The sequence below is a fragment of the Pseudalkalibacillus salsuginis genome (assembly GCF_021646685.1).
Classification (GTDB): domain Bacteria; phylum Bacillota; class Bacilli; order Bacillales; family Fictibacillaceae; genus Pseudalkalibacillus; species Pseudalkalibacillus salsuginis.
Genome location: NZ_JAKJHW010000001.1, coordinates 560,385 through 573,361 on the forward strand (window position 1 = coordinate 560,385; position 12,977 = coordinate 573,361).

Below are 12,977 nucleotides of genomic sequence, written 5' to 3' on the forward strand. Positions count from 1 at the left end.
TTAATCACTCGCAGATAGCTTTTTCTCCATCAAGCTGACAATGGTTGTTAATAGGAAGACAAGAATCAGATAGTAAACAGCTACAATCAATAAATAGGTCATAGAATCAAAGTTATTCGATCCAGCTGTTGTAGCAACATTGAATAATTCATACATACCGATGAAGGCTGCTAATGAGGAGTCTTTCAATCCTATGATGAACTGATTACCGAGTGGAGGCAATGCTCTACGGAAAGCTTGCGGAAGAATGATTCTTCGCATAGTCAAAGCATTCGTCATACCTAATGAACGCCCAGCTTCCATTTGGCCTTTATCGATCGATTGGATCGTGCCTCGAAAGATTTCTGCTATATAGGCACCGTTGTGAAAGGCAAGTGCCAATGTTGCAGACCAGAACCCTGAAATATTATATTCTGATAACCCGAAATAAAAAATGAAGATTTGGACGATCAGTGGTGTCCCTCGGACGATATAAATATAAACATTCGCTATTGCTTCCAATACTTTGATTTTAGAAATCTTCAAAAATGCAAAGAAAAGACCTATAAATATTGCAATCAAGATAGAAACTGCCGTAACTTGAAGGGTTAAAAGCATCCCCTTGAAAAAGACTGGATAACTATCGATGAACGTTTCAAAAAAATGCGAAAAACTTGGCAAGGTGTATCATCTCCTTAAAGCACCGATATCAAGCTGGTATGATTGTATGGTTCATGCCTTTGGAAAAGTTATGCAATACATATGATAAGAAACAAATGTGCGCAAAGCTGCGCACATTCGTCATTCTTTCCTAGTCAAAATTTATTTACCTTCAGGATCAGATGTAATGTCATCCCCGAAGTACTTTTCACTTAGCTTTTTCAATGTACCATCTTCTCTAAGTTTCTCTAAAGCTGCATTGATATCTTTAAGTAGTTTATCGTTGTCTTTGGCAACAGCGATTGCTTGCTCACTTCGTCCTAAAAGTTCTTTTCCTTCGATATTGAAGCCATTCCCGATCGCTTCTTTACCAGTAATAAAATCAGTGATGACCGCGTCGTGCTTCCCTTCACTCAAAGCTTCAAGTGCTGTCACGTCACTGTCATAAATTTTGATGTTATCGGTCATTTCTTCCGCTGATTTTGCATATGTCGACCCTTTTGAGACAGCGATTTCCTTATCTTTCAAGTCATCTTTTGTTTCAATATCACTATCTGATCTTGTGAAAATCTGTGGACCAGAATAGTAGTATGGAATGGAAAAATCCACATGCTCTGCTCGTTCCTCGTTAATGGTATGACTTGCAACCGCAGCATCAAATCGTCCAGTCTTTACCCCTTCAACGATACTTGCAAACTTGAACTTTTGTGGATTAGGCTCCAATCCTAATTCTTTGGCTATTGCCTCTGCTACTTCGATATCAAATCCAGTCATTTCACCATTTGCATCCGTTGAACTGAATGGTTTGAACTCACCCGAAGATGCGTAAGTGAACTTTCCATCTTCCTTGAGATCGTATTCCCCATTTGCTCCGTCCCCATCTTCTGAACCGCCTCCACAGGCTGCCAGAAGCATTGAAAACAATAAGATCATGACTGCCCATAAGCTAACTTTTCTCATTCTGTTTTGACCCTCTTTCTGTAGAATTTTGGATACTACTTACGAGAGAAACATACAGTGGTAAACAGTCACAAAAAACGATCCTATTATTTTTCAAAGAGTATGTAGACGAGGCATTTATTCTTTCAGCCTACTTCACACACTCTACATTTCTCTCCACCACTGTACATTTCCCTTAACTGCGACGAACTAAACAGCACCAAAGCCCTGCTTTCTATTAAAGTATCCACTGTATACCTTCTACATAAAAACAAAAAAACCTCCTTGTTTTTTAAAACAGGGAGGTTTTTGTCACTTTATAAAAGGCTTTCGATTGTTGACCAGACTTTTTCTTTACCGAATGATGTTTCTGCAGAAAAAAGGTGTACTGACTCCCCTTTTTCCATCTGAAGGGTTTCACGGATCTGTTTGATATGCTGCTGGTGCTTGCCTTTTGGAATCTTATCCGCTTTTGTCGCAACGACAATTACGGGGATTTCAAAGTGCTTCAACCAATCAAACATCAATTGATCGTCCTTGGTTGGCGCATGGCGTAGATCGACTAGCAAAACAACAGCCTTCAATTTCTTGCTTTCCTTCAAATAGGTCTCTATCATCCGCCCCCAGGCATCACGTTCTTTTTTCGAGACTTTTGCAAATCCATACCCTGGAACATCGACAAAGTACATTACTTCATTCAAAAGGTAAAAATTCAAAGTTTGTGTCTTACCTGGTTTGGAAGATGTCCTGGCAAGAGCTTTACGATTGATCATTTTATTTATGAAAGAGGATTTACCTACATTCGAACGGCCAGCGAGTGCGATTTCCGGCTTCATGTCATTCGGGTATTGTTCCTTTTTTACGGCGCTGATAATCAGTTCAGCTGTATTTACTTTCATTCTTGTCCACCTATCAATGCTTCTTTTAATACTTCATCTAAATGAGAAACTGGAATGAAGATAAGATCCTTCTTTACACTATCCGGAATATCATCCAAGTCTTTTTCATTTTCTTTAGGGAAAATGATTCTTTCAAGTCCTGCTCGATGGGCACTCAGTGTCTTTTCTTTCAATCCGCCAATCGGCAACACACGTCCCCGAAGGGTAATTTCCCCGGTCATGCCGACTTCTTTGCGCACAGGACGGTTTGTCATTGCTGAAATGAGCGCTGTTGCCATCGTAATCCCTGCAGAGGGGCCATCCTTTGGTGTTGCACCTTCCGGGACATGGATATGAATATCATTTTTTTCGGAAAACTCTGTATCGATATTCAATTCTTCAGCACGTGAACGGATATAACTGAATGCTGCTTGCGCCGATTCTTTCATGACATCGCCAAGTTTTCCAGTCAAGATCAACTTGCCTTTACCTGGTGAAACTGAGACTTCGATCGAAAGTGTATCACCGCCAGCTGTCGTATAAGCGAGACCTGTGGCAGTTCCGATTTGATCTTCCACTTCAGCTTGTCCATACCTGAATTTAGGTTTGCCGAGATAATCTCCCAGCGTTTTTTCTGTAATAATGACACGCTTTTTGTCGCCACCCACGATTTCTTTTGCCGCTTTTCGGCATAAGGATGCGATTTGACGTTCCAGGTTACGGACCCCCGCTTCACGCGTGTAGCGACGGATGACTTGCATCAACGCTTCATCACGGATCTGAAGCTTGCCTTTGGTAAGACCATGTGCCTCTGTTTGTTTTTTTACAAGATATTGATTCGCTATATGAAGCTTTTCCACTTCAGTATATCCAGCGATCTGTATCAATTCCATACGATCCAGCAGCGGACCAGGTATGGTTGAAATGTTGTTTGCAGTCGTTACAAATAAAACCTTTGATAGATCATAAGGCTCTTCGATGAAGTGATCGCTGAACGTATTATTCTGCTCAGGATCTAGCACCTCTAGTAAAGCTGATGCAGGGTCCCCGCGGAAATCATTAGACATTTTATCAATTTCATCAAGTAAGAACACAGGATTCACAGAGCCTGCTTTTTTCATCCCTTGGATAAGCCGTCCAGGCATCGCACCTACATATGTGCGGCGATGACCGCGAATTTCCGCTTCATCACGTACACCCCCCAGTGAAATTCTTACAAAATTCCGTCCAAGTGTACGCGCGATCGACCTTGCAAGGGAGGTTTTTCCAACCCCAGGAGGTCCGACCAAGCATAAAATCGGTCCTTTCAAAGAATTTGTAAGCTGTTGGACTGCAAGGTATTCAAGGACCCTTTCCTTCACTTTCTCAAGGCCATAATGGTCCTCATTCAAGATTTTTTCGGCATGATTGATATCAAGGTTGTCTTCTGTCTCTTTCACCCAAGGTATGTTAAGCAGCCAATCGATGTAATTTCGGATTACACCGCTTTCAGCAGAGTTTTGCGGCATCTTTTCATATCTGTCCAATTCTTTAAGCGCGGTATTCTGGACATTTTCAGGCATTTGAGACTCTTCAATTTTTTCCCTTAATGATGTGACTTCCCCTGCTTTACCTTCCTTGTCACCAAGTTCCTTTTGGATCGCCTTCATTTGTTCACGAAGGTAATATTCTTTCTGAGTCCGTTCCATCGACTTTTTGACACGCTGGCCGATTTTCTTCTCAAGACCGAGTACTTCCTTTTCGTTATTCAATATCTTAATGATTTTATTAAGCCGTTCTTTGGTTTCAAGTGTTTCTAAAATTTCTTGTTTTTGTTTTATTTTTAACGGTAAATGTGAAGAAACGATATCAGCTAGTCTGCCGGGCTCTTCAATGTCTTGAACAGAAGCGAGGGTCTCGGCTGTCACTTTCTTTGATAGGTTTATGTATTGTTCAAAATAGTGCAGCAATGTACGCATCAATGCCATTTCTTCAGCATCTGCCTCTACGCGTTCTTCGATCAATTTTACATTCACTTCGATATATCCGATTTCATCATCGTCTTTATAAGAAGTGACTTCTCCGCGTTGTACACCTTCAACTAGTACCCTGATCGTTCCATTCGGGAGCTTCAGCATCTGATTGACTTTAACAATCGTCCCTAATTTATAAATTTCATCTTCCGTTGGATCTTCTATGGCCACTTCTTTTTGAGTGGATAAAAATATGTGCTGGTCATCCATCATTACTTGTTCAAGGGCTTGAACAGACTTCTTGCGTCCCACATCCAAGTGTAGTACCATTCCTGGATAAACAAGCAGTCCTCTTAGTGGCAACAATGGTATTGTTCTCGTTTGAGCCATAGAAACACACCTCCAAATTCTATTTGACAAACTGATTTGAAAAAACTTCACCCATACTAGTAGTCACGAAATATTCTTCAATGATACAGGGATCGGAGTGGATGAACATCAGCTTGATTATCATGAGTTGAAATAGGTATTTCATCTTATCAATTCTACCCGTAAATCACATCTTTGTCTAATAAGTACTATTCCATTCAGCCTTTATTTTAGATGATTTCTAGAATTATTCAATGTCCAGGAAATACGTTTTCACTAATCAAATTAAAAAAGAAAGCCCCGCCTCAAACGACCTTTGGCGAGGACTCTTGCGCAGTGATGCTATCGACTCTTTCTTTATTATACTTTTCCTTGAAGACGTGTTCGAAAACCTCATCTAGGTGATCGACATAAACAATTTCGATTCCTTTGATTTCCTTTAAAATCGATTGTTGGTTCTCTTTAGGGACAAAGACGGTCTGAACGCCTGCCTGACTTGCGGCTGAAACCTTTGCAAATACGCCTCCGACTGGTTTGACACTTCCATGTATACTGATTTCACCTGTCATGGCAATTTGGTTGTCGACCTTGATCCCTTTTATCGCTGAATAGATGGCTGTTGCAATCGCTATTCCTGCGGAAGGTCCATCAACTGGAGCGCCACCAGGGAAATTGATATGGATATCATAATTGTTGGACGGGACACCCATTCTTCTAAGAACTGTCAATACATTTTCGACTGAGCTCTTTGCGAGGCTCTTCCTTCTTATCGATTTTGATTGACTTCCGATACTCTCCTCTTCAACAATCCCTGTGATCATGATCGAGCCTTTTTCTTTTGTAGGAATCACCGTCGCTTCAATCTCGAGTAATGCACCTGTATTCGGTCCATAAACAGCTAGCCCATTGATATAACCCTCTCGCGGGACCGGATGGATCTTTGACTCCATCCTAGGGGACAGCTGGCTTGAGTGAAGAACCCATTCGATATCATTTTTGGTTAAATGGTTTCGATCTTCCGTGATTGCTAACCCTGCTGCAATTTGTACACTATTGACAGCTTCTCGTCCATTCCGCGCATATTGGGATAGGAGGGTCAAAGCACTTTCCTCAATTGTAAAGCTGATTTTTTCCACCGCTCTTTTTGCAATTCGGATGATATCTTCAGCAGTCAGTTCTTTAAAGAATATTTCAAGACACCGTGATCGAATGGCTGGTGGGATCTCTTCTGGTGTACGAGTAGTCGCACCAATTAAGCGGAAATCTGCAGGTAATCCATTTTGGAAAATATCATGGATATGCTGGGGGATTTGAGTGTTTTCTTGACTATAATAGGCACTTTCCAGGAAGACTTTTCGATCTTCAAGAACCTTCAACAGCTTATTCATTTGGATCGGATGAAGCTCACCGATTTCATCAATGAACAGTACACCCCCATGCGCATTCGTAACCGCTCCTTGTTTAGGCTGTGGAATTCCTGCTTGGCCCATCGCCCCCGCACCTTGGTAGATCGGATCATGCACAGAACCAATAAGGGGATCGGCAATACCTCTTTCATCAAAACGGGCTGTCGTGGCATCCAGTTCCACAAAAACAGCAGTCGGTTTAAATGGAGACCGTCTATTTTTCTTAGCTTCTTCCAGTACAATTCTCGCAGCAGCTGTCTTCCCTACTCCTGGTGGTCCATAAATGATAACGTGTTGCGGATTGGGACCACATAGAGCTGCCTGTAACGCACGTATTCCTTCAGCTTGACCAATAATTTCATCAAAACGAGAAGGACGGACTTTTTCTGATAACGGTTCGCTTAACGAAATATTTCTCAGCTTACGAAGCTGATCCATTTCTTTTCGTGATTCCTTATCTATCGAGACTTTCTGTGTCCGTTGGTTTCGTAATAAATTCCAGAAGTAGAGACCGATGATGATTCCGAAGAACAGCTGGATGACCAGTGCTATTCCTGTCCAACTCATGCTTTCCCCTCCTATATGTATGTTTTCGTATCCATTAGTATCTCCGAGCATGTGTTGGACTAAACGTTATTTTAAGAAATGAATCGAGGAATTTGAATCAGAGTATTAGTCGAGGTGCTATTCGATCAAATACAAGAAAAGGATTAACTTCAGATTAAAAATTAAGGTTCACCCTCCTTGAATGATCGTATTCAAATAATGTTAGGCCAAAAGTACTTTTAAATCATCAAAAAAAGCGCAAGCGCCCTGTTCAACCACGAAAGTCGCTGGAAGTCCGACGAGGAGGCTGTCGCCGCCACAGGAGGGCTGAAGTGATCCAAGTGGGTGGGCGATGGAGCTAGACATTACTTCTTCATCGAAACAAAACTTTTGTACTTCCTTATCATTAAAAAAACACCCCGCCGAATGCACGCGGAGTGTTTTTACACAATTGATCAAGCACTTTCTTTTGGTTTCTTTTCATCGATAACAGTTCCGTCTTCAAGAATAAGTTGTGGCGGAACCTTATCCGTAACCGTTTGCGCAGTGATGACACATTTGTTGATATCTTCACGTGAAGGAAGGTCAAACATGACATCGAGCATGATCCCTTCAATAATGGAACGCAGACCACGTGCACCAGTTTTACGTTCAATCGCTTGTTTTGCGATTTCGCTCAATGCGTCTTCCGTAAATTCAAGCTCAACATCATCCAACTGCAACAGTTTCTTGTATTGTTTTACAAGAGCGTTTTTCGGCTTTGTAAGGATTTCTACCAATGCTTCCTCATCCAACGGCGTCAAGCTTGCTGTCACTGGCAAACGACCGATGAATTCTGGAATAAGCCCGAAACGAAGCAAGTCTTCAGGCAATACTTTTGAAAGGTACTCACCTTGATTAAGATCCGCTTTTTCGGTAGTCTCAGTTCCGAATCCGATAACCTTTTTACCAAGACGACGCTTGACGATCTGTTCAATTCCATCGAACGCTCCACCACAAACGAATAAAATATTCGTGGTATCGATCTGGATGAACTCTTGATGTGGATGCTTACGACCCCCTTGAGGAGGAACACTTGCAACAGTTCCTTCTAAAATCTTAAGCAAGGCCTGCTGCACCCCTTCACCAGATACATCCCGAGTGATGGATGGGTTCTCGGATTTACGTGCAATCTTATCGATTTCGTCAATGTAAATGATACCGCGCTCTGCTTTTTCCACATCATAATCTGCTGACTGGATCAGTTTGAGTAAGATGTTTTCCACATCTTCACCTACGTAACCTGCTTCAGTCAATGATGTAGCATCAGCGATTGCGAACGGTACATTCAGGATACGTGCCAACGTTTGGGCCAGCAACGTCTTACCGCTACCAGTCGGTCCGATCATTGCAATATTACTTTTAGCCAACTCTACATCGTCCGACTTCTTAGAAGCGTTGATACGCTTGTAATGGTTATAAACCGCAACGGAAAGCGATTTTTTCGCCTGCTCCTGACCAATGACATAATCATCGAGTATTTTCCGGATTTCCTGAGGTTTCGGTACATCTTTAAATTCTACATCCTCTTCAGTACCGAGTTCCTCTTCTACGATTTCTGTACACAATTCAATACATTCATCACAAATATAGACACCTGGTCCGGCAACCAGTTTACGTACTTGATCTTGTGTTTTGCCACAGAAAGAACACTTCAATTGTCCTTTTTCTTCGTTAAATTTAAACATTGAATCACCCCTAAGAATGGTTTGGATGAATTGTTACTTTTAGTTATTTGTCATCACGTGTATTTTACACATTGAAAGATTTACAATATGTTTTCAGAGTAACAAATCTGGTCGATGGCTTCCATTTTATTATGTACATACGATTTTATCATGAAGAGCCGTAAAACAAAAATAATAACGCTTTGCTATGTAAAATCCAAGTCCGATATATATCAGTATAGTCATAATTCAGATATGCGATTCCTGCTAAAAAAATATTCTCGAATTGACTCACATAAAATCCCCATACATATAAATAAAGGTATTTTTGTACAAAACAAGGCACGAAATTCCGCGCCTTGTTTTACATCTTACTGTATATTATGCAACAGTTTTGCTATTCTCCACAAGAAAATCAATTGCCTTACGAACTTTCAGGTCACCCTTCAAGAGATCAGGTCCACCTTGCATCGCTAACATTTGCTTCATTTTTTCAACTTCCATTTGGTACATTTCAGCCATTTTCTTGATTTCTTCTTCTATTTCTTCTTCAGTGATTTCAATGTTTTCAGCTTCAGCGATCGCTTCAAGAGTCAAGTTTGTACGAACACGCTTTTCTGCATCTTCTTTCATTTGCTCTTTCAACTGATCTTCGGAAGTACCTGAGAACTGGTAGTACATATCCAAGTTCATGCCTTGCATTTGGAGACGTTGGTCGAATTCCTTCATCATACGATCAAGTTCGGAATTGACCATCGCTTCAGGAACATCAATTTCAGCGTTTTCAGATGCTTTTTGTACAAGTTGATCTTTCATTTCATTTTCAGCTTGTGTTGTTTTATCATTTTGAAGACGCTCTTTGATTTGAGCTTTCAACTCATCAAGTGTTTCCACTTCTTCATTTGCGTCCTTAGCAAACTCGTCATCGAGCTCCGGTAGTTCCAATTGCTTGATTTCGTGGATTTTCACCTTGAATGTAGCTGGTTTTCCTGCAAGCTCTTCAGCATGGTATTCTTCAGGGAATGTTACTTCAACATCCTTTTCAGCACCTGCTTCTTCACCCTCGAGCTGCTCTTCAAAACCAGGAATGAATGATCCAGTACCGATTTCAAGAGAGTAATTCTCTGCTGTTCCGCCTTCGAAGGCCTCACCGTCAACATATCCAGCAAAGTCGATTACGACTGTATCGCCTTTTTCAACTTTACCTTCTTCTTTGACTGCTAGTTCAGCATGCTTTTTTTGAAGTGATGTCAATTCTTCTTGGACGTCTTCATCTGTCACTTCTGTATTTTGTTTTTCTACTTCAAGGCCTTTGTATTCGCCTAGTTTCACTTCAGGTTTTACTGTAACAGTTGCTTTGAAAATGAGGTTTTTCCCTTTTTCCATTTGTTCGATATCAACGTCAGGTTGGTCGACTGGCTCGATACCCGCCTCCTCAACTGCTTGAGTATATGCGCTAGGAAGCAGGATATCTAAAGCGTCCTGATAAAGTGCTTCCACTCCGAAACGCTTTTCAAACATTGAACGCGGGACCTTCCCCTTACGGAATCCTGGAACGTTCACTTTTTTAACGACCTTTTTGAACGCTTGATCCAATGCTTCATTTACACGTTCAGCATCAACATCAATGGTTAATACACCTTGATTGCTTTCTTGTTTTTCCCATTTTGCACTCATGACTATAATTCCCTCCAACATTTATCTTCTTAAACTACATTAACGTCCGAATGAGTTTACAACCACTACATTATAACACATGAACATCGGTTTTCAACTAGTTCGACTGGTCATCAGAAAGACCGACTTCTTTCATAGATAATCGTTCAATTTCCAAAATCTTTCCGACAACATCCTCAAGTAATTCTTCATCTAATGAAAAAGCAACTTGAAGGTCATCTCCATCAAAATCTATACCGTTGAGCCTATGTGCAACTTCGAGAACAGCGACTGCCCATAATTGTTCATTAAGGGGCTCTGGCTGAAACGGGTAGATCATAAATAAGTAATGGTCCCAGATTTGCACAGCCATTTCTAACAATGTTGGATTCTGCTGTTCCAATTGATGTTCGATGATTGTTTTAACCAGTCTATAAAATTGTCCATCCGGTATGTCGTGAAGTTGATCTGTACTGACCGTCATCGTTTTGCCGAACTTATGTATACTGATCGATTCTGACGCGTCTCCCTCTTTCAGCATTTGTAGCACAATTGTTTTTAAAGATGGATTGGCGTCAGGATATGTAAGAAAATTCTTCAACTCATTACGTACTGCTGGTTGATCTGGTTTTTCAATCGATTGGACTGCTTGCCATTGTTTCTTAGAGTCAGTTGATTTCAATTGTGTTGAAAGATGGTCTATCTCCTGCTCTGAAAATTTTGCTTCAAAAACAAAGTCATCACTCGGTTCATCCTCTGCCATTTTCCGACTGAAATACAAAAGCTGATAGAAATTCTCCGCCATTTGCGGCGGCAGGCTTTGCTCTTGAATGACTGCTTCGAGAATATCGACAACTTCTTCATAATCACCCAATTGGATGAGAATGGATATGTAAATTTGCAGGACATCATAATACTCACCGATGTCTTTTTTCAGAATCGCATCACACTTTTCCTTTGCTTCGCTTAATTCACCAAGTTCAACCAGACTTAAGACAACGCCAACGTTCCCTTGTGGATGATCCGGCTCCATCTCGATCAGCTGTTGGAAAAAATTCAGCGATTCTTTGAATTTTTTTTGTTTGAGGGCTGACATTCCCTTATTCACAAGCTTTGCAGTAAGGTTTGGGAAGTAAACGATTTTACTTTCACGCGGCCCTTTATGGTCTTTTTCCAAATCAATCTCCCCGCTTTTTATCAATCGTTTAAAGCAAGTTTAGCAGTTTAACTTCCTAAAAACAAATCGTAACACATTAAGTCTATATTACACTTGTCTTTACAAATTCATTCAACTGCATACGATGTCATCATGCCGATCCGGATCTTTCATACGGACAATTATACGGATTCCATCACTTGAATTTTCGTACCCGAGTTGTCTAATGAAAGAATCAGCAGCATAATAAAAAAAACGCTTCTCTGCTGCTATGCAAAGAAGCGATCGTATGTATGAAGTATGGCGTCCCAGGAGCGATTCGAACGCCCGACCGACAGCTTAGAAGGCTGTTGCTCTATCCAGCTGAGCTACTGGGACATGTAATGGAGCGGGTGATGGGAATCGAACCCACGACCAGAGCTTGGAAGGCTCTTGTTTTACCACTAAACTACACCCGCATCAATCAGCGACAGTATTTAATATACCGAATTCTGATATAAATGTCAAGGTTTTTTTGGTGATCGTGAGTTTATTTCCATTATAGCTGATATTCAGTTGATAAATCTGTTAGTTCGTCCCCATCAAATTCAAAAAAACGGACCCGTATGTTATGACGATCTTTACATTCACAGATTGCATAAGACCTTTCTTTCCGCCCTCTTGGCAAACGGAAACTTCCTGGATTAACAAAAATCATGCCATTTTCCTCGAACGATTCAGCGATGTGAGAGTGCCCGAAGAAAACCAGGTCCGCTCCTTGTTCTTCAGCCTTGTAGGCTAAATTCATGTAGGACATTTTCACATTGTATAAGTGTCCATGTGTGACAAACAAGCGATAACCCTGTTCTTCAACCAATGTTTCATTCGGAAAATCATGATGTCCGAGATCCATATTCCCTTGAACATTGTAAAAAGGTTTTAGCATCGGATCGTCGGAAGGCAATTCAGAATCACCACAATGAATCATCGCATCAATATGGTTTTTATGCAATTCAGCGAGTTCCTTCAGTTCCTTTGTCAGTCCATGACTATCACTTACGACTAGTACATTCAATGAAAGGTCCTCCTTTTAAAAGCTAAGAAACTTAGCAAAGCCACACCTATGGCAAAGACTGAGCTTTATTTGCCTTTAAGAAAAGATATCAGACCAATGATAACGTAACTCCTTCAAAGCGTTGGCGCGGTGACTGATTCTGTTTTTTTCCCCAGGTTCCAATTGAGCCAATGTTTTTCCCAATGCCGGAATATAAAAAATCGGATCATAGCCAAAACCGTGATCACCTCTTTTTTCGTGAAGGATGAATCCTTCACACTTTCCTTCCACACTACTTGTTTCTTTCCCTGGTTGTGCAACCGCTAAAACACAAATAAATCGAGCAGATCGATCCTTTTCCGCAACATGTTCCATTTCCGCTAATACTTTATGTAGATTGGCTTTATCGTCTTTCTCTTCCCCTGCATACCGTGCTGAATAGACTCCCGGTCTGCCATCCAGTGCATCAATTACAAGGCCGGAGTCATCAGCGATGACAGGCTCATGGAAATGGTTGGCGATGGTTTCCGCTTTAATACTGGCATTTTCTTTGAAAGTGGAACCATTTTCTTCGATTTCATCGTGAAAATCCAGGTCCCTTAAAGAAACCACCTTTACGTTAAACTTTTCAAACATTTCTCGAAATTCCTTGACCTTCCCTTCATTATGGGAAGCGATGATAATCTTTTCCATTATG

Annotated in this window: 10 protein-coding genes and 2 tRNA genes; all 12 read right to left on the reverse strand. The window is 41.0% G+C overall.

The features are described 5' to 3' along the window. Positions 1 to 660, reverse strand: a complete 660-nt coding sequence (locus L1611_RS02895; protein ID WP_236311566.1) for an amino acid ABC transporter permease — start codon at positions 658 to 660, stop codon at positions 1 to 3. A 141-nt stretch (positions 661 to 801) separates the two neighbouring features. Next, positions 802 to 1,599, reverse strand: coding sequence for a transporter substrate-binding domain-containing protein (locus L1611_RS02900; protein WP_236311568.1), 798 nt, complete (start codon positions 1,597 to 1,599; stop codon positions 802 to 804). A gap of 296 nt (positions 1,600 to 1,895) precedes the next feature. Beyond that, the gene (gene yihA / locus L1611_RS02905) at positions 1,896 to 2,477 is read right to left on the reverse strand and encodes a ribosome biogenesis GTP-binding protein YihA/YsxC (RefSeq protein ID WP_236311569.1); all 582 of its coding nucleotides are present in this window, start codon (positions 2,475 to 2,477) and stop codon (positions 1,896 to 1,898) included. Continuing rightward, positions 2,474 to 4,798 (reverse strand): endopeptidase La, encoded by a 2,325-nt coding sequence (gene lon, locus L1611_RS02910; RefSeq protein WP_236311570.1) that lies wholly within the window; start codon positions 4,796 to 4,798, stop codon positions 2,474 to 2,476. Before lon ends, yihA begins: the two co-directional genes overlap by 4 nt. 284 nt (positions 4,799 to 5,082) lie before the next feature. Continuing rightward, complete coding sequence (gene lonB, locus L1611_RS02915; RefSeq protein ID WP_236311572.1) at positions 5,083 to 6,750, reverse strand: ATP-dependent protease LonB; 1,668 nt, start codon at positions 6,748 to 6,750, stop codon at positions 5,083 to 5,085. A gap of 434 nt (positions 6,751 to 7,184) precedes the next feature. Beyond that, a complete protein-coding gene (gene clpX, locus L1611_RS02920; protein ID WP_236311573.1) occupies positions 7,185 to 8,456 on the reverse strand; it encodes an ATP-dependent protease ATP-binding subunit ClpX in 1,272 nt (423 codons plus the stop codon). Positions 8,457 to 8,816: 360 nt separating this feature from the next. After that, the gene (tig, locus tag L1611_RS02925; protein ID WP_236311574.1) at positions 8,817 to 10,112 is read right to left on the reverse strand and encodes a trigger factor; all 1,296 of its coding nucleotides are present in this window, start codon (positions 10,110 to 10,112) and stop codon (positions 8,817 to 8,819) included. A 97-nt stretch (positions 10,113 to 10,209) separates the two neighbouring features. After that, the gene (locus L1611_RS02930) at positions 10,210 to 11,268 is read right to left on the reverse strand and encodes a hypothetical protein (protein ID WP_236311575.1); all 1,059 of its coding nucleotides are present in this window, start codon (positions 11,266 to 11,268) and stop codon (positions 10,210 to 10,212) included. 280 nt (positions 11,269 to 11,548) lie between these two features. Continuing rightward, a tRNA-Arg gene (locus tag L1611_RS02935) sits at positions 11,549 to 11,625 on the reverse strand. Between the two features lie 6 nt (positions 11,626 to 11,631). Then, positions 11,632 to 11,705, reverse strand: a tRNA-Gly gene (locus tag L1611_RS02940). 80 nt (positions 11,706 to 11,785) lie between these two features. Beyond that, positions 11,786 to 12,301 carry a metallophosphoesterase family protein gene (locus L1611_RS02945; protein WP_236311576.1) on the reverse strand — a complete coding sequence of 172 codons (516 nt, stop codon included), beginning with the start codon at positions 12,299 to 12,301 and terminating at the stop codon, positions 11,786 to 11,788. A 75-nt stretch (positions 12,302 to 12,376) separates the two neighbouring features. After that, positions 12,377 to 12,973 (reverse strand): XTP/dITP diphosphatase, encoded by a 597-nt coding sequence (locus L1611_RS02950; RefSeq protein ID WP_236311577.1) that lies wholly within the window; start codon positions 12,971 to 12,973, stop codon positions 12,377 to 12,379. Positions 12,974 to 12,977: the final 4 nt, after the last annotated feature.

Excerpts from the sequence above, each read along its gene's own strand:
- tig (WP_236311574.1), bottom strand. The coding sequence starts at position 10,112 with ATGAGTGCAAAATGGGAAAAACAAGAAAGCAATCAAGGTGTATTAACC.
- L1611_RS02950 (WP_236311577.1), bottom strand. The coding sequence starts at position 12,973 with ATGGAAAAGATTATCATCGCTTCCCATAATGAAGGGAAGGTCAAGGAA.
- yihA (WP_236311569.1), bottom strand. The coding sequence starts at position 2,477 with ATGAAAGTAAATACAGCTGAACTGATTATCAGCGCCGTAAAAAAGGAA.
- L1611_RS02900 (WP_236311568.1), bottom strand. The coding sequence starts at position 1,599 with ATGAGAAAAGTTAGCTTATGGGCAGTCATGATCTTATTGTTTTCAATG.
- lonB (WP_236311572.1), bottom strand. The coding sequence starts at position 6,750 with ATGAGTTGGACAGGAATAGCACTGGTCATCCAGCTGTTCTTCGGAATC.
- lon (WP_236311570.1), bottom strand. The coding sequence starts at position 4,798 with ATGGCTCAAACGAGAACAATACCATTGTTGCCACTAAGAGGACTGCTT.
- clpX (WP_236311573.1), bottom strand. The coding sequence starts at position 8,456 with ATGTTTAAATTTAACGAAGAAAAAGGACAATTGAAGTGTTCTTTCTGT.